The 25,735-nt window shown below is 61.1% G+C and carries 27 protein-coding genes; 16 read left to right on the forward strand and 11 right to left on the reverse strand.

All coding sequences use genetic code 11. The annotated features are described in order from the left end of the window. Positions 1-137: 137 nt before the first annotated feature. The 3 genes from PY649_RS30460 to PY649_RS30470 are packed head-to-tail and all read left to right on the forward strand — an operon-like array spanning position 138 to position 3,165. Positions 138-728 carry a shikimate kinase gene (locus PY649_RS30460; RefSeq protein WP_285872628.1) on the forward strand — a complete coding sequence of 197 codons (591 nt, stop codon included), beginning with the start codon at positions 138-140 and terminating at the stop codon, positions 726-728. After that, positions 725-1,855 (forward strand): 3-dehydroquinate synthase, encoded by a 1,131-nt coding sequence (gene aroB / locus PY649_RS30465; RefSeq protein ID WP_285872629.1) that lies wholly within the window; start codon positions 725-727, stop codon positions 1,853-1,855. The genes PY649_RS30460 and aroB overlap by 4 nt, the downstream gene beginning before the upstream one ends. After that, positions 1,855-3,165, forward strand: coding sequence for an HlyC/CorC family transporter (locus PY649_RS30470; protein WP_285872630.1), 1,311 nt, complete (start codon positions 1,855-1,857; stop codon positions 3,163-3,165). Before aroB ends, PY649_RS30470 begins: the two co-directional genes overlap by 1 nt. A 4-nt stretch (positions 3,166-3,169) precedes the next feature. Here PY649_RS30470 and PY649_RS30475 read toward each other — a convergent pair whose 3' ends face one another. Further along, on the reverse strand, positions 3,170-3,457 hold the full coding sequence (locus PY649_RS30475; RefSeq protein ID WP_285872632.1) for a BolA family protein: 288 nt from the start codon (positions 3,455-3,457) through the stop codon (positions 3,170-3,172). A gap of 105 nt (positions 3,458-3,562) precedes the next feature. Between PY649_RS30475 and PY649_RS30480 the strand changes: the two genes are divergently transcribed. From PY649_RS30480 to PY649_RS30495, 4 genes are all read left to right on the forward strand, one after another. Then, positions 3,563-4,183, forward strand: coding sequence for a J domain-containing protein (locus tag PY649_RS30480; protein ID WP_285872633.1), 621 nt, complete (start codon positions 3,563-3,565; stop codon positions 4,181-4,183). Positions 4,184-4,492: 309 nt separating this feature from the next. Next, positions 4,493-5,482 carry a cobaltochelatase subunit CobS gene (cobS, locus tag PY649_RS30485; RefSeq protein ID WP_285872634.1) on the forward strand — a complete coding sequence of 330 codons (990 nt, stop codon included), beginning with the start codon at positions 4,493-4,495 and terminating at the stop codon, positions 5,480-5,482. A 21-nt stretch (positions 5,483-5,503) separates the two neighbouring features. Continuing rightward, complete coding sequence (gene cobT, locus PY649_RS30490) at positions 5,504-7,402, forward strand: cobaltochelatase subunit CobT (protein ID WP_285872635.1); 1,899 nt, start codon at positions 5,504-5,506, stop codon at positions 7,400-7,402. A gap of 85 nt (positions 7,403-7,487) precedes the next feature. Continuing rightward, the gene (locus PY649_RS30495) at positions 7,488-8,504 is read left to right on the forward strand and encodes an esterase-like activity of phytase family protein (RefSeq protein WP_285872636.1); all 1,017 of its coding nucleotides are present in this window, start codon (positions 7,488-7,490) and stop codon (positions 8,502-8,504) included. A 47-nt stretch (positions 8,505-8,551) separates the two neighbouring features. Here PY649_RS30495 and PY649_RS30500 read toward each other — a convergent pair whose 3' ends face one another. After that, positions 8,552-9,187 carry a queuosine precursor transporter gene (locus tag PY649_RS30500; RefSeq protein ID WP_285872637.1) on the reverse strand — a complete coding sequence of 212 codons (636 nt, stop codon included), beginning with the start codon at positions 9,185-9,187 and terminating at the stop codon, positions 8,552-8,554. A 114-nt stretch (positions 9,188-9,301) separates the two neighbouring features. Continuing rightward, the gene (gene rpmB / locus PY649_RS30505; RefSeq protein WP_069612914.1) at positions 9,302-9,601 is read right to left on the reverse strand and encodes a 50S ribosomal protein L28; all 300 of its coding nucleotides are present in this window, start codon (positions 9,599-9,601) and stop codon (positions 9,302-9,304) included. 238 nt (positions 9,602-9,839) lie between these two features. On the opposite strand from rpmB, the gene PY649_RS30510 reads away from it, so the two are divergent. Together PY649_RS30510 and yddG are read left to right on the forward strand one after the other, a co-directional pair. Then, on the forward strand, positions 9,840-10,616 hold the full coding sequence (locus PY649_RS30510) for a DUF3108 domain-containing protein (RefSeq protein ID WP_285872664.1): 777 nt from the start codon (positions 9,840-9,842) through the stop codon (positions 10,614-10,616). A 46-nt stretch (positions 10,617-10,662) separates the two neighbouring features. Then, positions 10,663-11,562: an aromatic amino acid exporter YddG gene (gene yddG, locus PY649_RS30515; protein WP_285872638.1), complete on the forward strand. Its 900-nt coding sequence runs from the start codon at positions 10,663-10,665 to the stop codon at positions 11,560-11,562. Positions 11,563-11,574: 12 nt separating this feature from the next. Here yddG and PY649_RS30520 read toward each other — a convergent pair whose 3' ends face one another. Continuing rightward, positions 11,575-11,997 (reverse strand): cupin domain-containing protein, encoded by a 423-nt coding sequence (locus PY649_RS30520; protein ID WP_285872639.1) that lies wholly within the window; start codon positions 11,995-11,997, stop codon positions 11,575-11,577. Continuing rightward, positions 11,997-12,767, reverse strand: coding sequence for a hydroxyacylglutathione hydrolase (gene gloB, locus PY649_RS30525; protein WP_285872640.1), 771 nt, complete (start codon positions 12,765-12,767; stop codon positions 11,997-11,999). Before gloB ends, PY649_RS30520 begins: the two co-directional genes overlap by 1 nt. A gap of 53 nt (positions 12,768-12,820) precedes the next feature. Here gloB and PY649_RS30530 point away from each other — a divergent pair, with 53 nt between their 5' ends. The 3 genes from PY649_RS30530 to PY649_RS30540 all read left to right on the forward strand — a co-directional run bounded on the left by PY649_RS30530 (position 12,821) and on the right by PY649_RS30540 (position 15,739). Beyond that, positions 12,821-13,612: a class I SAM-dependent methyltransferase gene (locus PY649_RS30530; protein WP_285872641.1), complete on the forward strand. Its 792-nt coding sequence runs from the start codon at positions 12,821-12,823 to the stop codon at positions 13,610-13,612. Positions 13,613-13,703: 91 nt separating this feature from the next. Continuing rightward, positions 13,704-14,813, forward strand: coding sequence for a histidinol-phosphate transaminase (gene hisC, locus PY649_RS30535; protein ID WP_285872642.1), 1,110 nt, complete (start codon positions 13,704-13,706; stop codon positions 14,811-14,813). Then, positions 14,810-15,739, forward strand: coding sequence for a prephenate/arogenate dehydrogenase family protein (locus tag PY649_RS30540; protein ID WP_285872643.1), 930 nt, complete (start codon positions 14,810-14,812; stop codon positions 15,737-15,739). The genes hisC and PY649_RS30540 overlap by 4 nt, the downstream gene beginning before the upstream one ends. A 42-nt stretch (positions 15,740-15,781) precedes the next feature. On the opposite strand, the gene PY649_RS30545 is transcribed toward PY649_RS30540, so the two are convergent. Further along, positions 15,782-16,795, reverse strand: a complete 1,014-nt coding sequence (locus PY649_RS30545) for a DUF2125 domain-containing protein (protein WP_285872645.1) — start codon at positions 16,793-16,795, stop codon at positions 15,782-15,784. 51 nt (positions 16,796-16,846) lie between these two features. Here PY649_RS30545 and PY649_RS30550 point away from each other — a divergent pair, with 51 nt between their 5' ends. Then, positions 16,847-17,380, forward strand: a complete 534-nt coding sequence (locus tag PY649_RS30550) for a gamma-glutamylcyclotransferase (protein ID WP_285872647.1) — start codon at positions 16,847-16,849, stop codon at positions 17,378-17,380. Here PY649_RS30550 and PY649_RS30555 read toward each other — a convergent pair. From PY649_RS30555 to ftsE, 4 genes are all read right to left on the reverse strand, one after another. Further along, complete coding sequence (locus PY649_RS30555) at positions 17,377-18,177, reverse strand: lysophospholipid acyltransferase family protein (protein ID WP_285872648.1); 801 nt, start codon at positions 18,175-18,177, stop codon at positions 17,377-17,379. The genes PY649_RS30550 and PY649_RS30555 overlap by 4 nt on opposite strands. Before the next feature lie 98 nt (positions 18,178-18,275). Beyond that, the gene (locus tag PY649_RS30560) at positions 18,276-18,992 is read right to left on the reverse strand and encodes a YdcF family protein (protein ID WP_432761436.1); all 717 of its coding nucleotides are present in this window, start codon (positions 18,990-18,992) and stop codon (positions 18,276-18,278) included. Between the two features lie 81 nt (positions 18,993-19,073). Then, on the reverse strand, positions 19,074-20,120 hold the full coding sequence (locus PY649_RS30565; RefSeq protein WP_432761437.1) for a cell division protein FtsX: 1,047 nt from the start codon (positions 20,118-20,120) through the stop codon (positions 19,074-19,076). Continuing rightward, a complete protein-coding gene (ftsE, locus tag PY649_RS30570; protein ID WP_028754819.1) occupies positions 20,113-20,772 on the reverse strand; it encodes a cell division ATP-binding protein FtsE in 660 nt (219 codons plus the stop codon). The genes PY649_RS30565 and ftsE overlap by 8 nt, the downstream gene beginning before the upstream one ends. Positions 20,773-20,979: 207 nt before the next feature. Between ftsE and PY649_RS30575 the strand changes: the two genes are divergently transcribed. From PY649_RS30575 to PY649_RS30585, 3 genes are all read left to right on the forward strand, one after another. Further along, a complete protein-coding gene (locus tag PY649_RS30575; RefSeq protein WP_285872652.1) occupies positions 20,980-21,648 on the forward strand; it encodes a hypothetical protein in 669 nt (222 codons plus the stop codon). 85 nt (positions 21,649-21,733) lie between these two features. Continuing rightward, positions 21,734-22,276: a hypoxanthine phosphoribosyltransferase gene (gene hpt / locus PY649_RS30580; RefSeq protein WP_285872653.1), complete on the forward strand. Its 543-nt coding sequence runs from the start codon at positions 21,734-21,736 to the stop codon at positions 22,274-22,276. A gap of 186 nt (positions 22,277-22,462) precedes the next feature. After that, a complete protein-coding gene (locus PY649_RS30585; protein ID WP_285872654.1) occupies positions 22,463-22,822 on the forward strand; it encodes a response regulator in 360 nt (119 codons plus the stop codon). Between the two features lie 53 nt (positions 22,823-22,875). Here PY649_RS30585 and PY649_RS30590 read toward each other — a convergent pair whose 3' ends face one another. Continuing rightward, positions 22,876-25,662 (reverse strand): TIGR02302 family protein, encoded by a 2,787-nt coding sequence (locus PY649_RS30590; RefSeq protein WP_285872655.1) that lies wholly within the window; start codon positions 25,660-25,662, stop codon positions 22,876-22,878. Positions 25,663-25,735 lie beyond the last annotated feature (73 nt).

A 25,735-nucleotide genomic window follows, 5' to 3' on the forward strand; every position in this document is an offset into this window, starting at 1 on the left:
CATTGGTCCGGCGATATATTGTAATCCTATCCGCCAACGGTTAGCGGAAGGATATTGCAGACATGTTTATGTTGCGGCGTCTTGACGCTACAGGTGCATTTGACGATACCGTTTCCAAACAAATTGTGAATGGGCCGATGAGTGAAGAAGTGCTGACCCTTGCAGAAAGCCTCAGAGACAGAGCGCGCTCCGTGTTGGGCACGCGCAATCTTGTCCTCGTTGGGTTGATGGGGGCCGGAAAATCCTCGATCGGCCGGCTGGTCGCAAACCAGCTCGGCATTCCCTTCGTCGATACCGATATCGAGATCGAGCGCGTATCGCGCATGACCATCACCGAGTTGTTCGAGGCTTACGGTGAAGCTGAGTTCCGGGCTCTGGAAACGCGGGTGATCAAGCGGTTGCTGAAGGGCGGCCCCCGCGTGGTTTCCACAGGTGGCGGCGCTTTCATCAACGACCGGACGCGCCGGCACGTCAAACGCAGCGGCCTGTCGGTCTGGCTGAAGGCCGATCTCGACGTGCTCTGGGATCGTGTCAGCAAGCGCGACACCCGGCCGCTGCTCAAAACCGAGAATCCGAAACAGACCCTCGAAAATCTGATGAACGCGCGCTATCCGATCTATGCGGAAGCCGATTTCACGGTTTTATCCCGCGATGTCGGCAAGGATGTCATGGTCAAGGAAGTCCTTGCCGCCATCGTCGAGGGGAAAGAAGAAAGCAAGATACCATGAATGCGATCACACCGGCGTCGGCGGAGCGCCTCGTCCGCGTGCCCCTCGGCGAGCGCGCCTACGATATTCTGATCGGCCCCGGCCTGATTGCCCGTGCCGGCAAGGAAATCGCAGCAAGGCTGAAAGGCCGCAGGGCCGCTATCATTACGGACGAACATGTCGCACCGCTCTACCTCGATGAGCTGCTTGCGAGCCTTCAAGGGGCCGGTATTCAGTCCTCCAAGTTAGTGCTGCCGGCGGGCGAGAAGACCAAGAGCTTCGAACATCTGATGGCCGTCTGTGATGCGGTGCTCACCGCCCGTGTCGAGCGCAACGATGCCGTCATCGCGCTTGGCGGCGGCGTGATCGGCGATCTCTCTGGCTTTGCCGCAGGCATCGTGCGCCGTGGCGTTCGTTTCGTGCAGGTGCCGACCTCGCTGCTGTCGCAGGTGGATTCATCCGTTGGCGGCAAGACGGGCATCAATACCCACCACGGCAAGAACCTGATCGGCGTCTTCCATCAGCCCGATCTCGTGCTGGCCGATACCGACGTTCTGAATTCGCTCAGCGAGCGTGAGTTCCGCGCCGGCTACGCCGAGGTCGCCAAATATGGGCTGATCGACAAGCCGGATTTCTTTGCATGGCTGGAGGCCAACTGGAAAGAGGTGTTCTCCGGCGGTGCGGCTCGCATCGAGGCGATTGCCGCGAGCTGTCAGGCGAAATCCGACGTCGTTGTCGCCGACGAACGGGAAAATGGTCCCCGGGCGCTGCTCAATCTCGGCCATACCTTTGGCCATGCATTGGAGGCGGCCACCGCCTATGACAGCCGGCGGCTGGTGCATGGCGAGGGTGTTTCGATCGGCATGGTGCTGGCGCACGAATTTTCCTCGCGCCTCAATCTGGCGAGCCCGCACGATGCCAAGCGCGTGGAGACGCATCTGAAGGCGGTCGGTCTGCCGACGCGAATGGGCGACATTCCGGGCGAGCTGCCGCCGGCCGAGGTGCTGATGGATGCGATTGCGCAGGACAAGAAGGTCAAGAGCGGCAAGCTCACCTTCATCCTCACCCGCGGCATCGGACAATCCTTCGCCGCCGATGACGTCCCTGCCTCCGAAGTCCTCAGTTTCCTAAGGGAAAAACATCCGTAATGACGGTTCAAGGCACGCTGGCTGTTTTGTGGGAATATTGGCCTGAGATCATCTCGATCATCGTGCTCGTGCTGCTTTCGGCGTTTTTCTCGGGTTCGGAAACGGCGTTGACCGCGGCCTCGCGCAGCCGCATCCATACGCTGGAAGCGAATGGCGACAAGCAGGCGGGGATCGTGCGCAAGCTCATCGAGCGCCGTGACCGGCTGATCGGGGCGCTGCTGATCGGCAACAACCTCGCCAACATCCTGGCGTCATCGATTGCGACCAGCCTGTTTCTCGGCCTGTTCGGCAGTTCCGGCGTCGCGCTGGCGACTTTGGCCATGACCGTCATCCTCGTCATCTTCGCGGAAGTCCTGCCGAAAAGCTGGGCGATCTCGACGCCGGATCGTTTTGCTCTCAGCGTCGCCGGCGCCGTGCGTCTCTTCGTTGCCGTGGTCGGGCCGATATCGAGCTTTGTCAACGGTATCGTCCGGCGGATTCTCAGCATCTTCGGCATCAATCTCTCCAAGGAAGTGTCGATGCTGTCGGCTCATGACGAGCTGCGCGGCGCCGTCGACCTGCTGCATCGCGAAGGTTCGGTGGTCAAGGCGGACCGCGATCGTCTGGGTGGCGTTCTCGATCTTGGCGAGCTGGAGCTTTCCGACATCATGGTCCACCGCACGGCGATGCGCGCCATCAATGCCGACGACCCGCCGGAAGTGGTCGTGCGGGCCATTCTCGACAGCCCGTATACGCGCATGCCGCTCTGGCGCGGCACGATCGACAACATCATCGGCGTCGTCCATGCCAAGGATCTGCTGCGGGCGCTGGCGGAGCCGAATGTGGAGCCGGAAAATCTCGACATCTCCAAGATCGCGCAAAAGCCCTGGTTCGTGCCCGACAGCACCAATCTCGAAGATCAGCTCAATGCCTTCCTGCGCCGCAAGCAGCATTTCGCCGTCGTGGTCGACGAATATGGCGAAGTGCAGGGCATCGTCACGCTGGAAGACATTCTTGAGGAGATCGTCGGCGATATTGCCGACGAGCACGATCTCGATATCCAGGGCGTGCGGCAGGAGGCCGATGGTTCGATCGTCGTCGACGGCGTTGTGCCGATTCGCGACTTGAACCGCGCGCTAGACTGGGATCTGCCCGACGAGGAGGCGACGACAATTGCCGGCCTCGTCATTCACGAATCAATGACCATCCCGGAAGAGCGCCAGGCCTTCACCTTCTACGGCAAGCGCTTCATCGTCATGAAGCGTGAAAAGAACCGTATCACCAAGATCAGGATCAGGCCGGCGGAGACGGAAGAGGGTAAGCCGCAATAGCGGCTTACCACCGCACGGCTTCCCCCGGCGCCGCCGGCTCGACGGCCAGCGCATGCAGCCCTGCATCCAGCTCCGGCTTCAAAAGCTCTGATATCGCCCTGTGGCGGGCAAGACGCGGCATGCCGGTGAACTTGGCGGAGACGATCCGAACTCTTATATGAGTTTCGCCCGTTCCGGTCATGTCGGGCTGATGGCCGGCGTGCATGTGGCTTTCGTTGATGACAATGAGACGCTCTGGCGCGAAGGCGTCGGTGAGCTTTTTCTCAATGCGGGATTGAAGTGTCGTTTCCATTTTCCCGCCATCACCTTGTTCGCGAAAAGGTTCCCACAAAGCCTGCAACATTCCTATTTGTCAATTCTTGTTGTGGGGTGGCTGAGGCCCCATAATTAGGGCGCCATGAGACTCGATTCAAAATACTTCGACCGCATTCGAACCCGCCGCAAACGCGAGCCGGAGGCCGAACAGGCCCCGCCGACGTGCCAGTGGGACGGCTGCGACAAAAAGGGCACGCATCGTGCGCCGGTAGGGCGCAATGCGGAAGGGCAGTTCTTTTTGTTCTGCTTCGAGCACGTCAAGGAATACAACAAGGGCTACAATTATTTCTCCGGCCTCTCGGACGGCGAGATCGCGCGTTACCAGAAGGAGGCCATCACCGGCCATCGCCCGACCTGGACCGTCGGCGTCAACAAGGCGGCGCGCAACAGCCCGCTGCATTCCGACATCCGCTCCGGTTCCTATGCCCGGGTGCGCGATCCCTTCGGCTTCGTCAAGGAAGGGCAAGGCCCGGGACGCGGACCGCGTTTCCCGCAGGAGCGCAAGCTGAAAACGCTCGAGGCGAAGGCCTTCGACACGATGGGGCTGGGCGCCAATGCCACCGGGCCGGAGATCAAGAGCCGTTACAAGGAATTGGTGAAAAAGCACCATCCGGACGCCAACGGGGGCGATCGCGGGTCGGAAGAACGGTTTCGCGCCGTCATTCAGGCCTATCAATTGTTGAAGCAGAACGGTTTTTGTTAATTCCTGTCCTTGCTCTCCGCCTTCAATCAGGTATGGTCCAAATCGGCTTAGGCCGCAGGCAGCTGCGGCAAGGTGCGCTTTTGGCTGGCTGCACCTCGGCCAACTTTCCGGACGCGGCGTTTCTTGTCCGGGGACTCTGTTCAAGGATGCTCGCAAGCGATCATGTCATCGCGCCGAGATTTTGCTTTAGTCCCGGAGAAGTATCGCCGCTGTTCCGACCGAACGGATGCGGGCAACAAGCTGCGGCGTTTCGGATAAATCGGCTGAGTTTGATATGGCAGGGTGAGAGCCACCCGCCCTGGAGACATGATGAGCAAGATTGACCTTGATATTTCCGAAGTTCCCGACACTACCGTTTCGGTCCGTGAAGTCTTCGGCATTGATTCCGATATCCGTGTACCTGCCTACAGCCAGGGCAGCGCTTACGTACCCGACCTCGACACCGACTACCTGTTCGACCGCGAGACGACGCTCGCCATCCTCGCGGGCTTTGCCCATAACCGCCGCGTGATGATCTCCGGCTATCATGGCACCGGTAAGTCGTCACACATCGAGCAGGTCGCAGCCCGCCTCAACTGGCCGTGCGTGCGCATCAACCTCGACAGCCACGTCAGCCGTATCGATCTGGTCGGCAAGGATGCGATCGTCGTCAAGGATGGCCTGCAGGTTACCGAATTCAAGGATGGCATCCTGCCCTGGGCTTACCAGCACAATGTCGCGCTCGTCTTCGACGAATATGACGCCGGTCGCCCGGACGTTATGTTCGTCATCCAGCGCGTGCTGGAATCCTCGGGCCGCCTGACCCTGCTCGACCAGAGCCGTGTCATCCGTCCTCACCCGGCCTTCCGCCTGTTCGCGACCGCCAACACCATTGGCCTTGGCGATACGACCGGCCTTTATCACGGCACGCAGCAGATCAACCAGGCACAGATGGACCGTTGGTCGATCGTTACGACGCTGAACTACCTGCCGCACAACAACGAAGTCGACATCGTGCTGGCGAAGGTGAAGTCCTTCCGCACGGAGAAAGGCCGCGACATCGTGTCCAAGATGGTGCGCGTCGCCGATCTGACCCGTGCCGCCTTCATGAACGGCGATCTATCGACCGTCATGAGCCCGCGCACGGTGATCACCTGGGCTGAGAATGCGGAAATCTTCGGCGATGTCGCGTTCGCCTTCCGCGTGACCTTCCTCAACAAGTGCGATGAGCTGGAGCGGCCGCTGGTCGCCGAGCAATATCAGCGTGCCTTCGGCGTCGAGCTGAAGGAAAGTGCTGCCAACATCGTGCTTGAAGCCTAAGAGAAGAAGAGCCAGCAAGTCATGGCAGGTCGCGGAGACAATTCCAAAGCGAAGCCGGGCGCTCCGGTGGACATGGAGCCGTTGCGTCGGGCGATAACCGGCTGCGTGCGTTCGATCGCCGGCGATGCCGAGGTCGAGGTGGCCTTTGCCAACGAACGCCCGGGGATGACAGGCGAGCGCATTCGTCTGCCGGAGCTTTCGAGGCGGCCGACGGTGCATGAGCTGGCCGTGACGCGTGGTCTCGGCGATTCGATGGCGCTGAGGCTTGCCTGCCACGACGCCCGCGTGCACGCCACCATGGCGCCGCAGGGGGCGGATGCCCGCTCGATCTTCGATGCCGTCGAACAGGCGCGCGTGGAATCGATCGGTGCGCTGCGCATGAGCGGTATGGCCGCCAACCTCAACTCGATGAATGCCGAGAAATATGCCAAAGCCAATTTCTCCGGCATCGAGCGGCGAGAAGACGCCCCCCTCGGCGAAGCCATGGCGATGATCGTGCGCGAGAAGCTGACCGGCCAGCAGCCGCCGGAAAGTGCCGGCAAGGTGCTCGACCTCTGGCGTTCCTTCATCGAGGACAAGACCGGCGGCGAGCTCGACAATCTGCTTTCGACCATCAACGACCAGCAGGGTTTTGCCCGCGTCATCCGCAATATGCTGACGGCCATGGATATGGCCGAGGAATATGGCGACGAGGAGATGGAGCCGGATTCCGACGACGAGTCGGCCGAAGAGGACAAGCCGAGCGGCGAGGATCAGGACGATCAGGATGTCGAGAGCGATGATGGTTCCGACTCCGCGCCCGCCGAAGACAGCGAAGCCTCAGACGAGCAGATGGACGACGGCGAGATGGATGGCGCCGAAATCTCCGACGACGACATGAGCGAAGAGGGCGAAGAGGATTCGGAGACGCCGGGCGAGACCCGCCGTCCGAACACGCCGTTTGCCGACTTCAACGAAAAGGTCGATTACCACGTCTTCACCGAGGAATTCGATGAGACGACGACGGCGCAAGAACTCTGCGACACGGTGGAGCTCGAACGCCTGCGTGCCTTCCTCGACAAGCAGCTGGCCCATCTGCAAGGTGCCGTGGGGCGGCTAGCCAACCGCCTGCAGCGCCGGCTGATGGCGCAGCAGAACCGTGCCTGGGATTTCGATCTGGAAGAGGGTTATCTCGACCCGGCGCGGCTGACGCGCCTGATCATCGACCCGATGCAGGCCCTGTCCTTCAAGATGGAGCGTGATACGCAGTTCCGCGATACGGTCGTAACGCTGCTGATCGACAATTCCGGTTCCATGCGCGGCCGGCCGATCACCGTTGCAGCCACCTGCGCCGATATTCTGGCGCGTACGCTGGAACGCTGCGGCGTCAAGGTCGAGATACTCGGCTTTACCACCAAGGCCTGGAAGGGCGGACAGGCGCGCGAGAAATGGCTTGCAAACGGCAAGCCGCAGACGCCGGGCCGGCTCAACGATCTCCGCCACATCATCTACAAATCGGCTGACGAGCCCTACCGGCGGGCGCGCACCAATCTCGGCCTGATGATGCGCGAGGGCCTGCTCAAGGAAAATATCGACGGCGAGGCATTGATCTGGGCGCATAACCGCCTGCTCGGCCGCCGCGAGCAGCGCCGCATCCTGATGATGATCTCTGACGGCGCGCCGGTCGACGATTCGACGCTGTCGGTCAACCCGGGCAACTACCTGGAGCGGCATCTGCGCGCCGTGATCGAGCAGATCGAAACGCGTTCGCCTGTAGAACTGCTGGCGATCGGCATCGGCCATGACGTCACGCGCTATTATCGCCGCGCCGTCACGATCGTCGATGCCGACGAGCTGGCTGGCGCAATGACCGAGCAGCTTGCATCACTGTTCGAGGATCAGGCAAGCCTGCCGCGCTCGCGTATGCGCCGCGCAAGCTGAATAGCCGATAATTCTGCCCGCATCGGCCGCTCGGCCGGTGGTTTGCCGATATGTCATCCCGATCCCGAAGGCCCCGCGAGAGCCCATGAAACGCCTTTGCTGCGCGACCATGCTTGTGATGCTCCTCGCCGGCTGCGGTCCGATGAACACTTCGGAGGGCGGGCCGGCGGAAATCCATGCAGCGGCGATTTCGGCGCTCAGGCCCGGTTCGGAGCAGACCCAGTTCGGTGCGCTCGAATTTATCGGCGGTCTCGAACTCAGCTCCGACAATGCGCTCCTCGGCGCCCTCTCCGCCATCCGCTTCCGCCCCGATCAGCGTCAGTTCGTTTCTGTCCTGGATACCGGCCATTGGTTCACGGGGACCATCGAGCGCGATGAGAACGGCAAGCTGAAGGGCGTCGTCGATGCCCGCATCATGCCGATGATCGATCGTTTCGGCGAGACGGATGCCGGCAAGGGCGCAATGGATGCGGAGGGACTGGCGTTCCGGGACAACCGGGTGCTCGCCAGCTACGAGCAGGATCATCGCGTCGACGCCTATCCCGATCCCGGTTTCGAGACATCGCCGCCCGATGGCAGCATTCCGATCCTGATTCCGAGAAAGCAATTGCGAGGCAACCGCAGCCTGGAAACCCTAATGATCGCGCCGCAATCGAGCCCGCTTTCGGGGGCAGCGGTGATCGTCGCGGAGCGCAGCCTGGACGATCAGGGGAACATGCTGGCGGCGATCCTGGAAGGACCGCTGAAGGGCCGCTTCACAGTGCGCCACTATGATGATTTCGACGCCAGCGACGGTGTTTTCCTACCCGATGGCGATCTGCTGCTGCTGGAGCGGCGCTTCGATCTGGCGCACGGTATCGGCGTGCGTATCCGCCGCATTAGAGGCGACGATATCCGGCCTGACGCGGTCGTGGACGGCAAGGTCATCTTCCAGGCAGGGTCCAACCTGCAGATCGACAATATGGAAGGGCTGGATGCCTTCCGGGCCGAAGATGGCACGACCCATCTGATCATGGTCTCCGATGACAACCATTCGATCCTGCAGCGGAGCTTGATGCTGGAATTCCGGCTCCGCGATGAGAAGCTGGTCAGCCAGAAATGAGAAAGCCCGCTGGTTGCGGGCTTTCATAAAATTGCTTCGATAGCCGTTTACGCAGCGCGAACCGGCTGCATGGGCTTCAGCACATTCATCAGTGCGCCGTATGGCAGCAGCATGACGAGGCCGACCGTCATCTTCACCGTGAAATCGCCGATTGCCCAGGAAATCCAGCGGGGAGCCGACGTCTGGAAGACGCCAAGGATTGGCGCCCAGTCGATCGCGAAGGGCTCGTTCGGGCCGAAGAACACGAACAGCGGCGCGAAGGCGAAGGAGAAGAACATCGCGGTGTCCAACATCGAGCCGATCAGCGAACCGAAGAGCGGCGCACGCCACCAGGCCATGCGGCGCAGGCGGTTGAACACGGAGATGTCGAGAAGCTGGCCGGCGAGATAGGCCGAACCGGAGGCGATCGCGATGCGTGGCTGTGCGGTATAGAACGACAGAGCGACGCCGACGACGAAGCCGGCAAACACCACCTTGCGTGCGGCCTTGGGGCCGAACTGGCGGTTGGTGAGATCGGTAATCAGGAAGGCGACAGGATAGGTGAAGGCGCCCCAGGTGAGGATATCCGCAAGATTGACGCCGGCGAGCGTCGCATGCAGCGGATACTGAACGAGGATATTGGAGGCGACGACGACCAGCGTCATCAGCATAACGTAGATAAGGGTATGGCGTGCTGTCAGCATTTTTTTATCCTGGGTGATGCCACCAGCTGGAGGAAACCGGACATGGAAAAAGGCTTGTCCGGATATTATCCGCGCAAGCCTTTTAGCCCGTATGATATCGCGAAGTACTGTAGCTTAGGCAGCTACGGCAGCTTCAGCGGACTTCTTGACGATCTGACGACGCAGCAGGCGAGCGCGCATGCTGAGTTCGTTTTCGCTTGCCTTCAAGAGGAAAGCGTCCAGACCGCCGCGATGCTCGACCGAGCGGAGCGCTGCAGCGGATACGCGCAGGCGGTAGCGTTGGCCGAGAACGTCGGAGATCAGCGTGACCTGGCAGAGGTTCGGCAGGAACCGACGCTTGGTCTTGTTGTTGGCGTGGCTGACATTGTTGCCCACGAGGACGGCCTTGCCGGTCAATTCGCACATGCGGGACATGAAACACCTACTTTTGTTTTTCTTGGCCATCGGATAGTCATTCCGGGCAACACCCGGCGCGCAATCCAACAGGCCATAATTGGAAAGTTGCGGTTCTATAGTCAGCGCGGCCGGCTACGTCAAGCCAAACCTTGAGCTTTCCCGCAATTCCGTCAAAAAGCTGCTGTTTTCTCACCGTCGCAGGAAGCGCATAATGCGCCTATATATGCTGCCTTGCTCTCTGTTGAAGGCTCTGGTCATGGTTCAAATTCGAAGGTGGCTTTTTATTTCGGCCCTGGTGGCGTCGGTGCCGTTGGCGGCATCGGCCGAAGAGCTGCGGCATGAAACGCAATATCGAGTGGCGCTTGCGGGCTTTCCGATCGCGAGGGCGGATTTCAAGACCGAGGTCAAGAACAAGCAGTTTACCATCCGGGGCGATATTTCCTCGGCCGGTCTCGCGGATCTTGTGACGTCGATCGATGCGAAAACCGATGTAACCGGCACAGTCGGCGACAGCAAGCTGCAGGCGACGCATTACACGCTCTATTACAAAAGCGGGAAAAAGGAACGCACCTACGATGTCGCCTATGCCAATGGCAATGTGACGTCGAATACGATCACGCCGGAGCCAAAGCGGCCGCAGAGCTGGATACCCGTCCATGATGCAGATTTGCGCGCGGTGCTCGACCCAATTTCCGGCATGATCTTTCCGGCTACCGCCAATCTCAATCTCTGCAATCAGACCTTGGCTGTCTTCGACGGCGAGATGCGCATGGATCTGAAACTGTCGCCGAAGGGATCGCACCCGTTTTCGACCGATGGTTTCAAGGGCAAGACGATCGCCTGCGGCGTACGCTTCACACCCAGGAGCGGCTACAAGGGGACGCGCAAGGATTATCTCTATCTCGCCAAGACCGACGGCATGGAGATCTGGTTTGCCAAGGCCGACACCATGAATGTATATGCTCCTGTCTATGTCCGTATACCGACGCAATATGGAACAGTGACGATCACCGCCGTGAAATACGGCAGCTAGACGGGCTTCCGATAGAAGAGCCCGCGGCGACAGACTGGGGGCCAGCTTGAAGTTTCGCGCAACACTAACGGGGTTTGCGGCCATCGTGATGTGGTCGTTTCTAGCGTTGTTGACGGTGGCGTCGGGTAAGATGCCGCCGTTTCAATTGCTCGCCATCTGTTTCGCCATTGGCAGCATCCCCGGCATCGTTGTTCTCGCATCGAGGCCAGAGCGCGTGCGGTTGCTGCGTCAGCCGGCCAAGGTCTGGATCACGGGGATTGCCGGACTGTTCGGCTATCATTTTCTCTATTTTACCGCCCTGCGTCATGCGCCGGCGGTCGAGGCGGGATTGATCGCCTATCTCTGGCCATTGCTGATCGTCGTCGGTTCGGCGCTTTTGCCGGGCGAGCGCCTGCGCTGGTACCACATCGTCGGCGCGCTGATGGGGCTTGCCGGCACGGTGCTGATCGTCGGGCGCAACGGCTTTCACTTCGAGGGAGCTTATGCCGTCGGTTATGGCGCGGCTTTCCTCTGTGCTTTCACCTGGTCCGGCTATTCGCTGATTACGCGCCGGTTCGAAGCGGTGTCGACCGATGTCGTCACCGTATTCTGTCTAGCGACCTCAGCCCTCTCGCTGGTCTGCCATCTCGGGCTGGAGAATACGATCTGGCCGGAGACGACATCGCAATGGATCGCGGTCCTCGGGCTCGGCCTTTTTCCGGTGGGGGCTGCCTTCTACGCCTGGGATTATGGCGTCAAGAACGGTGATATCCAGATTCTCGGCGCTGCCAGCTATGCCGCGCCGCTGCTCTCGACGTTGATACTGACCGTCTTCGGCTTCGCCGAACCCAGCTGGGGCATTGCGCTTGCCTGCCTTCTGGTGACCGGCGGCGCCGTGCTGGCGGCGCATCGGATGATCCTGCGCCGCGATGGCGGTGGAGCGGCGCAGGCGGAAGCGGCGGAATAGGCTTTCGGCGGCTCAGGCGGTTGGTTTCCAGTCGGGCGCGGCCATTTCGAAGCTCGAAAACTCAAAGCCGGGCGCGACCGTGCAGCCAACGAGCGTAAATTGGCCAAGGCTTTCGGCCGCCTGCCACCAGTCTGCGGGAATGATTGCCTGGGGACGCTCGCCTTTTGCGAGGTTGGTGCCGAGAACGATTGTCTCGCTCGTCTTGCCGTCAGCGGAACGGCGCAGCGCCAGAGGTGCGCCGGCATAGTAGTGCCAGACCTCTGCCGCATCGCGCACCCGGTGCCAATGCGAGCGCTGGCCGGCTTCCAGCAGGTAATAGATCGCGGTCGAGTGGCCGCGTGCGCCGCCGTGCTCGTCGCGGAATGTCTGCACATACCAGCCGCCTTCCGGATGCGGCTGCATGGAAAGTGCCTCGATGATTTCTTTCGGCTGCATCAGAAATTGTCCTTGCGCTTGCGGATTTCGGCAAAAACTTCCTCGTTGCTGCGGCTTTCCATCAGCAGATTCCTGCGGATCGACGGATCGGCGGCGCGCAGGAAGGGATTGGTTTCCTTCTCCAGCGCGAGCGTCGTCGGGATGGTGAATTTGCCTTCGGCTCTTAGTGCCTCGATGTCGGCGGCGCGCGCTTTCAGCCTCTCATTGCCGGGATCAATGGTCACGGCGAAGCGGGCGTTGGAGAGCGTATATTCGTGGCCGAAATAGATGGCCGTCTCGTCCGGCAATACGGCAAGCTTCTGCAGGGACGCCCACATGTCCGCCGCCGGCCGTTCGAACAGCCGGCCGCAGCCGAGTGCAAAAAGTGTGTCGGCGGCAAAAAGCAGCTTGTCGTCGACGAAGTGGTAACAGATATGGCCGGCCGTATGGCCTGGTGTCTCGATGACATTGACGGTGTGATTGCCGAACTCGAAGGTGTCGCCGTCGCCATGGGCGCGGTCGAGGCCGGGAATGGCGACAGCTTCGTTGATCGGACCGATGATCTCGCAGCCGAACTGCTCCTTCAGCGCCAGATTGCCCTCGACATGATCGGTGTGATGATGGGTGGTGAGGATGTGGGTGATCGTCCAGCCGCGGCGTTCGGCGGCTGCCAGAATGGGCCCCGCCTCCGGAGCGTCGACCGACGCTGTATAGCCGCTTTCGGGGTCATGGACGAGTACGCCAAAATTGTCGGAGCGACAGATAAATACCTCTAATTCCAGGGGTTTCATGGTCGAAATAGTCCTTATCGATGCGGTTGACTCGGAATGTAGGCGGTTCGGCCTTGAAGTCCAACGGCCGGCTGATAACATTTATGGCGATGCACGCCGATATCGTCGATCTCCGTCAATTCTATCATTCCGAGCTTGGGCGCTTGGCGGAACAGTCTATCGCCATGGCGCTTTCTTCGATCTGGTCGCGGCTGCCGGAAGAACGTCTTGTCGGCCTCGGCTATGCCGTTCCTTATCTTGATCGTTTCCGCGCCGATACCGAGCGCACCTTCGCCTTCATGCCGGCGGGGCAAGGCGCCGTGAATTGGCCGGTGGATTCGGTATCGTCGACGGCGCTGATCTTCGATGAGGAATTGCCGCTGCCGGATAGTTCCATCGACCGGGTGCTGATGGTGCATTCGCTTGAATTCGCCGAGAGCCCGCGCGAGACGCTGAAGGAGCTTTGGCGGGTGCTGGCGCCCGGCGGCCGGCTCGTCATCGTCGTGCCGAACCGTAGGGGCGTGTGGGCGCGCATGGAGCACACGCCGTTCGGCTCCGGTCGCCCCTATTCGCGCGGGCAGCTCACCTCGCTGCTGCGCGAGACCAATTTCACGCCAGGGGCGACGGCGGAAGCGCTGTTCTTTCCGCCCTCAAAGCTGCGCGCCGTCTTGCGCCTCAGACGCGCTTTCGAGCGGGTCGGGCGTACCCTCTGGCCGGCTTTTTCCGGTGTCATCATCGTCGAGGCGCAGAAGCGGCTTTATCAGGGCCTGCCGGTCGCCGTGCGCGCCTCGCGCCGCGTCTTCGTGCCGGTATTGGCGCCGCGCGGCATCCCGACGACGCGCGACAGTGTGCAGTTGGACGGGTGACTGTCAAACACTCGACAAATTCGTCAATCCGCATTAATGCCCAGGGGATGTCTAAAGCCGGAATTTTCCGGCCTTTCCCAAGGTCGATCCCATGAGCATGGAAAAGAGCAAGCCTGTCCCGCGCCCCGGCATTCTCGATATCGCCGCCTATGTGCCGGGTAAGGAACATGCGCCGGGCGTAGCGCGGGTGTTCAAGCTCTCCTCGAACGAGACGCCATTCGGCGCAAGCCCCAAGGCTATCGAGGCTTTCCGCGCTGCCGGTGAGCACCTGGAGCGATATCCGGATGGGCAGGCCAGGGAGCTGCGCCAGGCGATCGCCGACGTTCATGGCCTGAACACCGCCAATATCCTCTGCGGCAATGGTTCCGACGAGCTGCTCGCCCTGCTCTGCCATGTCTACCTCGCCGCCGGCGATGAAGGCATCGTCACCGAACACGGCTTCCTGATCTACAAGATCCAGATCATGGCCGCAGGTGCGACGCCGATTACGGTGAAGGAGAAGGACCGCACGGTCGATGTCGACGCAATCCTCGCCGCCGTTACCGACAAGACCAAGATCGTCCTCATCGCCAATCCGGCGAATCCGACAGGCACCTATGTGCCGGTCAGCGAAATCCGTCGTCTGCAGGCGGGTCTGCCGAAGCATGTCATCCTCGTGCTCGATGCGGCCTATGCCGAATATGTCCGCCGCAACGACTATGAGGCCGGCCTCGAGCTCGTCTCCTCGAATTCCAATGTCATCATGACCCGCACTTTCTCGAAGATTTACGGGCTGGCGGCGTTGCGTGTCGGCTGGATGTACGGGCCGGTCGATATCGTCGATGCGCTGAGCCGTGTCCGCATGCCGTTCAACATGAATGGCGCCGCCATTGCCGCTGGTGCCGCCGCGATGCGCGATCAGGCCTTCATTGCACAGGCGGTTGCGCACAATATCCTGTGGATCGAGAAGGTGACGAGAGCTTTCGAAGCGCTCGGCCTCGAGGTGACGCCGTCGGTCGCCAATTTCGTGCTCGTCCACTTTCCCGAAACTGATGGCAAGCGGGCCGCCGATGCCGACGAGTTCCTGACCAGCCGCGGTTATATCCTGCGGGCTGTGCGTGCTTACGGTTTCCCGAATTCGCTGCGCATGAGCATCGGCACGGAAGAGGCCAATCTGGGCGTCATCGACGCGCTCACCGAATTTATGGGACCCAACGCATGAGCAGCATTCAGTTCGACCGTATCGCGCTGATCGGCATCGGCCTGATCGGTTCGTCGATCGCCCATGATATCAAGCGCCTCGGCCTCGCCAAGGAAGTCGTGATCTCGACGCGTAGCGCGGAAACGCTGAAGCGCGCCGAGGAACTCAAGCTCGGCGACCGTTATACGCCGTCGTCAGCCGAGGCGGTCAAGGATGCCGATCTCGTCGTCGTCTCGGTGCCTGTCGGCGCTTCGGGAAGCGTTGCCGCGGAAATCGCCGCGCATCTGAAGCCCGGGGCCATCGTCACGGATGTCGGCTCGACCAAGGCCTCCGTCATCGCGCAGATGCAGCCGCATATGCCAGGCAACGTGCATTTCATTCCCGGCCATCCCATTGCAGGCACGGAAAGGTCCGGGCCTGACGCCGGTTTTGCAGGGCTGTTCGAGGGCCGCTGGTGTATCTTCACGCCGATTCCCGGCACGGATGAACAGGCAATCAAGAGGCTTCGCCATTTCTGGGAAACGCTCGGTTCGCGTGTCGACGAAATGGATGCCGCCCATCACGACAAGGTGCTGGCGATCGTCTCGCACCTGCCGCATCTCATCGCCTATAACATCGTCGGCACAGCTGATGATCTAGAGACGGTGACGAAATCGGAAGTGATCAAATATTCCGCCTCCGGCTTCCGTGACTTCACCCGTCTCGCCGCTTCCGACCCGACCATGTGGCGCGATGTCTGCCTGCACAATCGCGATGCCATTCTGGAGATGCTGGCGCGTTTCTCGGAAGACCTCGCCTATTTGCAGCGCGCCATCCGCTGGGGCGAGGGTGACAAGATCTTCGATCTCTTCACCCGCACCCGCGCCATTCGCCGCTCGATTGTCGAAGCCGGCCAGGACGTCGACGCCGCGGATTTCGGCCGTCACGCACTGGATGTGAAGAAGTAAGCATCAACCACCTTCTCCTCGCACGGGCGAAGGCGTTGATTTTCAGATCGGCGGAATCTTGCCGAGCGGGATGAAGCCGCTCAGGGATAGGCGGCCGCGATCGGCGGTGAGATCGACGGAGACCTTGTCGCCGCCGGCTGCAAGCGATTTCAGGAGCTTCGTGGCAGTCTCGATCATGTTTTTGGCCGCCGGGATCGTTGCCTTCAAGCTGTCGCCCCATGGCCCGATCTGATTGATTTCCAGCCTAAATTTGCCGGACAGAAAGCCCTGATCGTCGAAATTGAAGGGGCCGGAGAGGGTCATGGTGCGGCCGTCGCCGATATCGATCACCACCTGACGGAGAACGCCGGCAGTGCCGTAGAGGCCATGTCCGTCGGTGCCGTCGAGCAAGCCGGCCTTGCCGGTCAAGGTGATATCGGCACTTGTCGACGCCGTCGGCAGCGTCTGCGGAAAATCCTTGATGACTGCATTGGCGTTTTGAATGCCGATCGCAACATCCAGGTCGTCGCCGTTCTGGCGCGCGTGCATTTCGGTGCGGGCGGCGGTCACGTCGGCGCTCTGGCCGGTGAAGGAGGAGAGGATGCTGGCCTTCAGCCCCTCGATGACGGTCTCGCTCTGCGAGACGCCGCGGCCCTTGGCAACGAGATTCGATTGCAGGTCAGTCCATTCGGCCGACACCGTCAGACCCTGCGCGGTGCGGAATTCCGCCGGCGATTTCAGGTTCCATCCGATATGGTTCGGCAGATAGACCGGCGCTGACGCATGGAGGTTGTCGAAGGAGGCGGAAACGCCCTTCACATGATCGTCGATCGTCACCTTGGCGCAGGAGAGGCCAATCGCGAAGGGAAAGCCGCTGAAACCCATGTCGGCGCATTCGCCCGAGATGCCGGCGGCGTTTTGCTGGCCGAGCGCCTTCAGCACGTTGGCCTTCACCAGAGTGGTCGCATAAAACCAGCCGCCGGTATAAAGCGCAGCGAGGACCACGATTAGGCCCAGCCCGATGAGCCACATGCGTTTGCCTCTGCCTGACGTCACGCTCTGGCTTGACGCTGCCATGTTGTTCTCCAATGGTTGAACCGATGTGTTCACAGTGATTTGGCGTTGGATATGGACGAATTTTGGGTGTTTGGCTACGGATCGCTCATGTGGAATCCGGGGTTTAGCTATGTTGAAAAAGCAGAGGCGCTGATTTTCGGCTATCGCCGCTCCCTTTGCGTCCATTCCTGGGTCCATCGTGGCTCGGAGGCAAGCCCCGGTCTGGTGCTTGGCCTCGACCTCGGCGGCTCCTGCCGCGGCATGGCGTTCAGCATCGCTGCGGCCGAGCGGGATGAGGTGCTGGCCTATCTGCGCGAACGAGAGCTCGTCACCAAGGTCTATCTGGAAAAGACGCTGCCGATCCGCCTTGCGGACGGCCGGAGGGTGACCGCCGTCGCCTATATCGTCGACCGCAACCATCAGCAATATGCCGGCGCGCTCGATGCCATGGAGGCGGCCCACATCGTCGAATCGGCCATCGGCCAATCCGGGCCAAACGACGCCTATGTCTTCAACACGCTGGCGCATCTGCGCGAAATGAAGATTCGCGATCAATGGCTTGAGCAGGTGGCGGGCGAGATCGAGCGGATGCGGAAAGCGTCTTAAACCGCGGCCGCCACCTTCGCCTTGGCGATGTCAGCCAGGCGCTGCGCCGCCGTGGGCGGGACCGGCAGATGCGGATTGTTGGCGATGGTTTCGACCAGCAGTTCGTCGCTTGCCTTTTCCGTCTCTTCGATCAATCGCGCAAAGAAAGCGTCCGGGTCCAGGCCCGGCGGGATCGGCGGCAGGATGCGCACTTTGAAATGGCCGGGATATTTGCGGAAGGTGCGACGCGGCCAGAAGAGACCGGGGTGCATGGCCACCGCGACAACAGGGATGTTCAGATCGCGATACATGCGGGCGATGCCGTATTTGTAGACCGGCTCGGCACCCGGCGGACGGCGGGTGCCCTCGGGATAGATGATCAGCTGCCGGCCGGTGGCAAGCTCTTCGCGTGTGCGCTTCAAGACATCGAACATCACTTTGCCGCGGGCGCTGCGGTCGACCGGGATCATGCGCTGTTTCTTGGCATACCAGCCGAACAGCGGAATCCACATCAGCTCCCGCTTGAGGATATAGACGGGATCGTCGAGATAGGGCAGCAGCGCGAAGGTATCCCAGAAGGATTGATGCTTCGGCGCGAAGATGTAGCTGCCGGCGGGAATATTCTCCAGGCCCTCGATTTCGCAGGTTGTGCCGACAATTGTCTTCATCAGCCAGACGCTGGATTTCGCCCAGGCTTTGGGGATCGCGTAGGCGGCCTTGCGCGGCATCAGGAAATAGATGGGTGTGAGCACGATCATGCGAATGATCAGGTTCGCATAGAAGATCGTATTGAACAGGATCGAACGCAAGGTAATCATCAAGGCCTTCCCAACACGCCGGTTTTCGCCAGCATTCGAAGCTTTGCCTACACGATTACGCTGTCAATAAAAAGTCAGTCTGCACGCTGTCGGATATCTCAGCTCGGATCATCGCCCGGTTCGCGAGAGCGCAGGCCGAGCGGGCGTCCCAGGCCCGTGAGATTGCGGGCGCCGGCCAGAAGAACCTTGACGTATTCGGAGACCATGGTGCGCAGCGCATTGGGATCGGTAAACCAGTTCGTGGTCTTGAGATCGGAATTGACCACCGGATAGGGAATGAATTCCGTGGCCGGATCGACATATTTCAGCTCAGCCAGGCTGCGCGGCATGTGATAGTTGTTGGTCACCACCAATATGCTCTTGTAACCCCTGGCGTGGATCCACTTCGCAGCCTCACGGGCGTTGCCGATCGTGTCGATGGCATCATAGCCGATATCGACGCAGCAATTGAAGAGACTGACAGGACTTTGGGTCAGCTTGCGGATTTGCGACGGCGTGGTGGTTGGATGCACACCCGAGATCAACAATCGATTGCCGGCGCCGGTGCGCAGGAGTTCCACGGCCTGGTCGATGCGCTGATAGCCGCCGGTGAGCACAACGATGGCATCCGCCTTCGGTTCTGCTGGCGGTTTCAGGGTGGTGATCGAATCGGCGAAATGCAGGAAGCCGCCGAAAACGACGGCGACGAGAATGATAAAGGCGAAGCCGCCCCAGCGGAGGAAGCGACGGAAAACACTGCGCCGGACAGGTCTCTCGCTGCGAGAGCGCTCCTGCTCCTGCAGCGTCTGCGAACTCACGGTCTTGCGAGTCGTCATCTCCATGCTCATGATTCGTCATTATCCGCAAATTGCGGCAAGGAACGGGCCATCAAATCGCAAAAAATCGTTGCCGCAGCGTCAGTTCTGCACACTTTCGGTCCTCCCTGGGTCGGAGCGGATCAAATCGATCTCGTAGATGGTGCGCATGACGGTGAAACGCGCCGTGACCGTGGTGAGCAGGGCGATGATGATCATGGTGGCGAGAATGCCGAGATAGCCGAGTGCGCCGACCGAGAATGTGCCGAACAGGGCCGTCGCCTGGTCGGTCTGCGGCGTGGCGATCGTGCGGCTTTGCAGAAAGCCGGCGCTCGCGAAGAAAAGCGCGGCAAGTGCGCTGCCCGCGGCCGACCCCTTCAGGCTGATCTTCAGGAAATGCTTCTGGAATTCCGTGGCGACGAAGGTGCTCTCGGCGCCGACGAAGTGCAGTACTTCGACGATGTGGCGGTTGCCGGAGAGCGCGCCGCGCGTGGCGAAAACCACGGTCAGCACCATGGCCGTGAAGACCAGCAGCAGGACACCGGTGCCGATGAGGACGGTGGTGTGCGCCATCGAGACCAGTCGATCGACCCAGGTGCGGTGGTCATCCAGCGACGCCTGCGGAATCTGATCCTTGAGAAGGTTGCGCATCGCCTCGAAATCGGGGGGATGCGTCTCGTCGATGGTGATGATTACCAGGCGCGGGACGGGCAGTTCCTTGAGGTCTAGGCCGGCGCCAAGCCAGGGTTCGAGCAGGCGAGCCGTCGCCGCCTCGTCGACGATCTGGCCGCTTTTGGTGCCGACGAAACCGAGCGCGATGTCGCGGGCGCTGGCGAGCGCCTTGTCCATATCGAGATTGTCATCCGGCTTGATCTGTATGGTGATCTCGCGGGAAATCTGGCTTTCCCAGCTTGCCGCTGTCGAACGCACCATGCTGACGGCGCCGAGCGTCAGGCACGCCAGGAAAGCCATGATGGCGATGACCACGATCAGCGCGTTACCCTGGATGTTGGAGGAAGGCACGATCGGCCCGGTCGGGCGCACGCGCATCTCCGGCCGCCTCCTCTCCGGCGGAGGTGCGACGGGCCTTTCCTTGTTGTTGGTTGCCCTGGTGTTTGGGGCTCTCCTGCGGGGGGTGGGCTCAGTCATAGATATCGAGATGCCCTCCCGATAAAATCATGCGCCGCGCTTCGATCTGATCCATGAGGGTGAGATCGTGCGTGGCAATGACGACGGCCGTGCCGAGGCGATTGAGTTCGAGGAACAGGTTGAGCAGTCGTCTGGCCATTGGCGGATCGACATTGCCGGTCGGTTCGTCGGCAAGCAGGATCTCCGGGCGGTCGATCAGCGCGCGGGCAATGGCCGCACGCTGCTTCTCGCCGCCGGACAGCACCGGCGGCAGTACGTTGATGCGTTCGCCGAGGCCGACCCATTTCAACAGTTCCAATACGTCGGTGCGATAGGAACTTTCCTCCTTGCCACGTACGCGGAGCGGCAGGGCGACGTTTTCGTAAGTCGTGAGATGTTCCAGCAGCCGGAAATCCTGGAAGACGATGCCGACGCGGCGGCGCAGCAGCGGCAGCTCGTTGCGCGGGATCGAAGAAATCTCGCGGTCGAACATGCGGATCAGTCCGCGGGTCGGCTGCAGCGACATGAAGAGCAGTCGAAGCAACGTCGTCTTGCCGGCGCCCGAGGGGCCTGTCAGGAACTGGAACGATTTCTTCGGAATGTCGAAGGTCAGGTCGCGGAGGATTTCCGGACCCATACCATAGCGCAAACCGACGTTCTCAAAATGAATCACGGGTGTCCAGTCTTCCGCAGTGTTCAATCAGGTGACTTGTTAACCAACGGCGTTAACAGCCGGTAAATTTTGCTGGAAAGGCGCCCGATTCATGGCGATCTTTGCGAAGCATTAACTAATAAAATTTACGACTGGGCAGGATTCGTTTCAATGCCCAGAATTCAGGTGGGCGTGAAACCATGTGGATCACCGGAAAGGGAGGTCGTCATGGGCGCTTTTCGCCACCGCCAGCAACAGGCGGGATTGATCTATGACCTGCTGCCGCCCGAGCGCGGGTTGGGTTCGACACTATCACGCCGCCTCGGGCCGAAGCCGGATGTTGTGGATGCCGAGTTCGTGACGGTCATCCCCAGCCGCATCAGGAGTGCCGCGACCAACATTGCCGGCGAGGGGGCTTCTCGATCCGGACAGCGGCCGTCGCCGCCGGCTGCCAAAGGCGCTCTCCTTCATGCGCTCGTCGGCCTGCGCCTCGCCGAAGGCTGGCTGCAGCAGGCCTCGCGCCGCAGCTTCGTCGCACTCATTGCTGCTCTCGCCATCCTGGTCTTCGGCCTTGCCGGCGGCTTCTCGGGGCTGACGGGCACACAGGCACAGGCAACGGCAGAGCCGCTGCAGTTCTCTCATGTGACGCTGACACCACACGACGAAAACGGCATGAAGGTACTTACCGTCAACGGCATCATCGAGAACCAGACCGGCGCCACGCTCTCCGTGCCACCTGTCCGCGCGGATATCTTCTCCGGTGGTCTATTGCTGACGACTGTTGTGATGAATCCACCGGTGAATCGCATCGGACCGCATGAAAGTCGCGGATTTTCCACGCGATTACAGCATCCCGGTGGAAAAATGCCGGATGTTCGCCTTTCCTTCATGCCTTAGGGGGTGTGTCGGCCTTCATGATTGTGCTACGGGCTAAAGCTTGATCGGCGGACAAGTGCCGCAATAGCCATGGAGCATGCATTCAATGCCTGTCGTACGCGGGAAAAATATCGAGCCGCTTTTCACCGCCGAGCAGATCGCCGAGCGCAATCGTGCCATGGCGAAGGAAATTGCCAGCGGGCCGACGAAGGATCTCCTCGTCATCGCTATCCTCAAGGGTTCCTTCATTTTCGCTGCCGACCTGCTGCGCGCACTGCATGAGACGGGGCTGGCGCCGGAAGTCGAGTTCATTACGCTGTCGAGCTACGGCGCTGGCACGGTCTCCCAGGGCGTACGCATCGTCAAGGACATCGACAGCGACGTAAAGGATCGCGACGTGCTGCTGATCGACGACATTCTGGAATCGGGCCGCACGCTGCGTTTCGCCAAGGAATTGCTCTATGAGCGTGGCGCCCGCAACGTCTCGCTCGCGGTGTTGCTCGACAAGAGCGTCAAGCGCAAGGAAGAACTGGAGGCCGATTATGTCGGCTTCGAATGCCCCGACTATTTCGTCGTCGGCTACGGCATGGACGTCGCTTATGCCTTCCGTGAGCTGCCCTTCGTGGGCGTCGTGACCGGGGACGCCTGAGGCATCCGCTTCCAAAAAAATCAGCCGGTTTTGGGACAGTTCAATGCCCGAGCAGGCTGTCCCAATTTGCTCCAGCGATGACGACTCATTAACCACGGAGCCGGATCGCACCGCCGTCGTTTACCGATCGCAAACGGAATTCTGGTGATTTCGGTCGCGGAACATGACGGACCACGGAGCAAGACCATGGCAAAAATTCTGATTACCGAAGACGAAGATTCTCTTCGCACTTTTGTCGCCCGCGCACTGCGCTTGGACGGCCACGAGACCGAAGAGGCGGCCGATGGCGCCGAGGGTCTGGAAAAATTGAAACTGGGGTCCTACGACCTGCTGCTCTCCGACATTCGCATGCCGGTCATGGACGGCATCGAGCTTGCGCATCAGGCGGCCTCCACCTGCCCCGGTATGAAAATCCTGCTGATGACCGGCTATGCCGAGCAGCGCGAACGCGCCGACGACCTAATGGAAAAGATCGTCGATGTCGTCGCCAAGCCCTTCGCGCTGCCGGACATCCGCAAGGCGGTTGCCCGGGCGCTGGCTGCCTGATCGCAAATGGCAGGAAGGAGCCTTCGCCGGATGGGCGGAGGCGGTATGGGCTTTTACTGCCCAGTATCCAGCAGGCGCTCCAGATAGCGCCGTTCTTCGGATAGGGACGGGTTGTTGCTCAGGCGTTCGCGGATGGCGTCAAGGATTTCGCGAGCGCGCTGCGGATTGATGATGTCCGGGATTTTATTCTCGTTGGCTTCGCCGAAGGGATCGCCATTGCGTTCGCGTCCCAGCGGATCACGGCCGTTCTGATTGCCTTGGCCGACTTGCCCCTGCTGCTGACCCTGGCCCTGGCCTTGACCCTGTTGCTGCATCTGCGCCATCAGCTGGTTCATCATATCGCGCGTGCCCTTGCGCAGCGCGTCGATCGCGCGCCCCTGGTCCTGAACGGCGCTTTCGCCATTGCCTTGGGCGAGGTCGCCGGAGGCGCCCTTCATTTCCTGTTGAGCCTTGCCGTAATTCTGATTCGGCTTCATGCCCATGGAGCCTAGGTTCTTTTGCAGTTCGCCGAGCTGCTTGCCGAGCTCATCCTGCTGCTGGCGCAATTGTTTCAGCGCATCGCGCAGCTGATCGGCGGTCATGTTGTCCGTCTGATTGTCGCCCTGCTGCTTTTGGCCTTGTTGTTGACCTTGCTGGTTCTGACCTTGCTGATTCTGGCTCTGCTGGTTTTGGCCTTGCTGCCGATCCTGCTGCCCCATGTCCGGCTGTGTCGGATCGTTCAGGCCAGGAGGCATGGGCTGGTTCAGCGCGTCGTCGCCATCCTCGTTGGGATCGCCGCGCTGCATGCGGTCGCGCATGGCCTGGTCCAGCTTGAAGGTCTGCTCCATCAGCTTCTGCTGGTCGCGCAGGATATTGCCGAGCTTATCCATCTGCTGGCGCATCTTGTCGTTGGCTTCGTTCTGCTGCTGGTTCTGGCCACGTTGAGGCCGGCCGGCCTGGAGGCTGTTCATCATCTGCTGCAGCTCGGACAGCATCTGCTGCGCCGCCTGGCGGTTGCCGGTGCGGGCCAGATTTTCGATCTGGTCCATCATCCGCTGCAGGTCCTGCTGGCGCAGGATGTTGGCAGACCTCTGGTTTGGCTGCACCGGCATGTTCTTCATGCGCTCGGCGAGCTCTTTCATATAGTTGTTCATCGCCTTGCGCAGCTCGTCCATCAGCTTCTTGATTTCCGCGTCGGGCGCATTGCGCTGGAGGGCGTCGGAGAGCTTCTGCTGCGCATCGCGCAGGGCCTTCTCCGCATCGGTCAGTTGCGCGTCTTCCATGCCGAGCGCGATCTGCCAGAGGTAGTCGGCAGTATCCTTCAGAGCGACTTCGCCGCTGGCGAGCTTCATGCGTGTCAGCGCAGATTGGATCAGCAGGTAGTTGCCGAGATCAGGGATCGTTTCATCCGGCCGGATAGTCAGCGATTGATTGAGTTCGATCGCCTCCGGCATCTTGCGGGTGTCCAGCGCGAAAACCTGGCGTTCTTCGGCAACGGCTGCGGCAAGAGGCTGGCTGAAATTGCGCGAGGGCAGGGTCATTTCATAGGGCGCGCTGCGCCCCGTCTGGCCGGCGCCGTCGCGTGCAACGAGGCTGATGCGTACCTGCTGGCCGGCAAGCGGGTCCTGTGTCAGGTCGTGGTTTGCTAGCCCCTTGCCGTTGCGGCGGTCGCGGCGCGAAGTCTCCAGCTTGTATTCTGGCAAACCGTAAAGCGGCGTGGCCTGGGGATCGGTCTCGACAGGCACGATTTCGGCGTGGGCTTCCTCGACGCCGTAGTCATCCTTGACTTTGAAGCCGATTTCGAGCGCGCCGTTGGGCAGTGCGTGCGGAATGCCGTCGAAGGCTATTTCCGGCGGCTTGTCGGTGACCACTTTGAAAGACCAGGACTTGCCGTTGACGGTCAGTTTGCCGCCTTTGTCGAGTTTCAGCACATGCGTGCGGGCAATCATCGCGTCGGCGCCAGCCGAAGCGGCGCCGGTAGCGGAGACAGGCTGCACGGCGGCGGGCGGGGCGGCATTGCCGTTCGCCGGCGGCTGCTTGTTGGCATCCGCGGCTTGCTCAGGGATCTCGGCGCCGGTGTCGCCGCCCGCGGCCTGGAACAGTACTTTTTCATCCGTCGAGGCGCCGCCCGTGACACGCACTGTGAGCTCGGAGAATTGCGGTACGTTGACGCTATCGCCCGTGTTTGCAGCACTGCCCGTTAGGTAGACCGGCGCCTCGCCGGTGTAGTAAGGCGGCGTTACCCAGGCATCGACGCGCACGTCCGGATTGCTCGACGTCACGGCCGGGGCGGTGAAGGCATCGCTCAGCGAGCCGCCGCTGTTGGACATGGAGAAACTGAAAGCCGTCACCAGGAGCAGCGCCGGGATGGTGCGCAGCGCGAAACGGTCGTAACGGGCAATGTCGGGGCGCGGCAAGCCAGCGTCCAGGGCCGCGATGCGTGCCGCCATGCGGGTCTGATGCTCTCGCCACAGCGCCCGGCCAAAGGGCGTGTCGACAGACGGCTCATCTTCCTGCACGGTGACCGGCTGGTGGGCGAGGCCATTGCGCTCCTCCAGCATCCGGTCGGCTTCGCCAATCATTGGCCAGCGCAGGCGGCGGAAAGGGAAGATGGAGGCGGCGAAGGCAACAGCGAAAGCGGCAAGCAGGATATAGCGCAGCGCATCCGGCGCGATGCGGAAAATGCCGAACCAGGCAGCCGAGACAAAAAGGGCAAGGATGGAAAGCGGCAGCAGCAGCAGGGGCAAGAGCTGTTCCGAGACTAATACCAGCCGCGCAAAGAGACGCTTGACCGCAACCAGTCGCGCCAGCGCCGGACGGGTAGCAAAAGCGCCCTTCTTTGGACTGCTGGGGCTGGTCATCGGTCCGGTTTTCTCCCCGATCTGATGTTGATGGCTAACTGCCAGTTGGAGATCATAGGGCGCCTAATGCGCC

The sequence above is a fragment of the Rhizobium mayense genome (assembly GCF_030272705.1).
Classification (GTDB): Bacteria; Pseudomonadota; Alphaproteobacteria; order Rhizobiales; family Rhizobiaceae; genus Rhizobium; species Rhizobium mayense.

Excerpts from the sequence above, each read along its gene's own strand:
- PY649_RS30460 (WP_285872628.1), top strand. The coding sequence starts at position 138 with ATGAGTGAAGAAGTGCTGACCCTTGCAGAAAGCCTCAGAGACAGAGCG.
- aroB (WP_285872629.1), top strand. The coding sequence starts at position 725 with ATGAATGCGATCACACCGGCGTCGGCGGAGCGCCTCGTCCGCGTGCCC.
- PY649_RS30470 (WP_285872630.1), top strand. The coding sequence starts at position 1,855 with ATGACGGTTCAAGGCACGCTGGCTGTTTTGTGGGAATATTGGCCTGAG.
- PY649_RS30475 (WP_285872632.1), bottom strand. The coding sequence starts at position 3,457 with ATGGAAACGACACTTCAATCCCGCATTGAGAAAAAGCTCACCGACGCC.
- PY649_RS30480 (WP_285872633.1), top strand. The coding sequence starts at position 3,563 with ATGAGACTCGATTCAAAATACTTCGACCGCATTCGAACCCGCCGCAAA.
- cobS (WP_285872634.1), top strand. The coding sequence starts at position 4,493 with ATGAGCAAGATTGACCTTGATATTTCCGAAGTTCCCGACACTACCGTT.
- cobT (WP_285872635.1), top strand. The coding sequence starts at position 5,504 with ATGGCAGGTCGCGGAGACAATTCCAAAGCGAAGCCGGGCGCTCCGGTG.
- PY649_RS30495 (WP_285872636.1), top strand. The coding sequence starts at position 7,488 with ATGAAACGCCTTTGCTGCGCGACCATGCTTGTGATGCTCCTCGCCGGC.
- PY649_RS30500 (WP_285872637.1), bottom strand. The coding sequence starts at position 9,187 with ATGCTGACAGCACGCCATACCCTTATCTACGTTATGCTGATGACGCTG.
- rpmB (WP_069612914.1), bottom strand. The coding sequence starts at position 9,601 with ATGTCCCGCATGTGCGAATTGACCGGCAAGGCCGTCCTCGTGGGCAAC.
- PY649_RS30510 (WP_285872664.1), top strand. The coding sequence starts at position 9,840 with ATGGTTCAAATTCGAAGGTGGCTTTTTATTTCGGCCCTGGTGGCGTCG.
- PY649_RS30520 (WP_285872639.1), bottom strand. The coding sequence starts at position 11,997 with ATGCAGCCGAAAGAAATCATCGAGGCACTTTCCATGCAGCCGCATCCG.
- gloB (WP_285872640.1), bottom strand. The coding sequence starts at position 12,767 with ATGAAACCCCTGGAATTAGAGGTATTTATCTGTCGCTCCGACAATTTT.
- hisC (WP_285872642.1), top strand. The coding sequence starts at position 13,704 with ATGAGCATGGAAAAGAGCAAGCCTGTCCCGCGCCCCGGCATTCTCGAT.
- PY649_RS30540 (WP_285872643.1), top strand. The coding sequence starts at position 14,810 with ATGAGCAGCATTCAGTTCGACCGTATCGCGCTGATCGGCATCGGCCTG.
- PY649_RS30545 (WP_285872645.1), bottom strand. The coding sequence starts at position 16,795 with ATGGCAGCGTCAAGCCAGAGCGTGACGTCAGGCAGAGGCAAACGCATG.
- PY649_RS30550 (WP_285872647.1), top strand. The coding sequence starts at position 16,847 with ATGGACGAATTTTGGGTGTTTGGCTACGGATCGCTCATGTGGAATCCG.
- PY649_RS30555 (WP_285872648.1), bottom strand. The coding sequence starts at position 18,177 with ATGATTACCTTGCGTTCGATCCTGTTCAATACGATCTTCTATGCGAAC.
- PY649_RS30560 (WP_432761436.1), bottom strand. The coding sequence starts at position 18,992 with ATGACGACTCGCAAGACCGTGAGTTCGCAGACGCTGCAGGAGCAGGAG.
- PY649_RS30565 (WP_432761437.1), bottom strand. The coding sequence starts at position 20,120 with ATGACTGAGCCCACCCCCCGCAGGAGAGCCCCAAACACCAGGGCAACC.
- PY649_RS30575 (WP_285872652.1), top strand. The coding sequence starts at position 20,980 with ATGGGCGCTTTTCGCCACCGCCAGCAACAGGCGGGATTGATCTATGAC.
- hpt (WP_285872653.1), top strand. The coding sequence starts at position 21,734 with ATGCCTGTCGTACGCGGGAAAAATATCGAGCCGCTTTTCACCGCCGAG.
- PY649_RS30585 (WP_285872654.1), top strand. The coding sequence starts at position 22,463 with ATGGCAAAAATTCTGATTACCGAAGACGAAGATTCTCTTCGCACTTTT.
- PY649_RS30590 (WP_285872655.1), bottom strand. The coding sequence starts at position 25,662 with ATGACCAGCCCCAGCAGTCCAAAGAAGGGCGCTTTTGCTACCCGTCCG.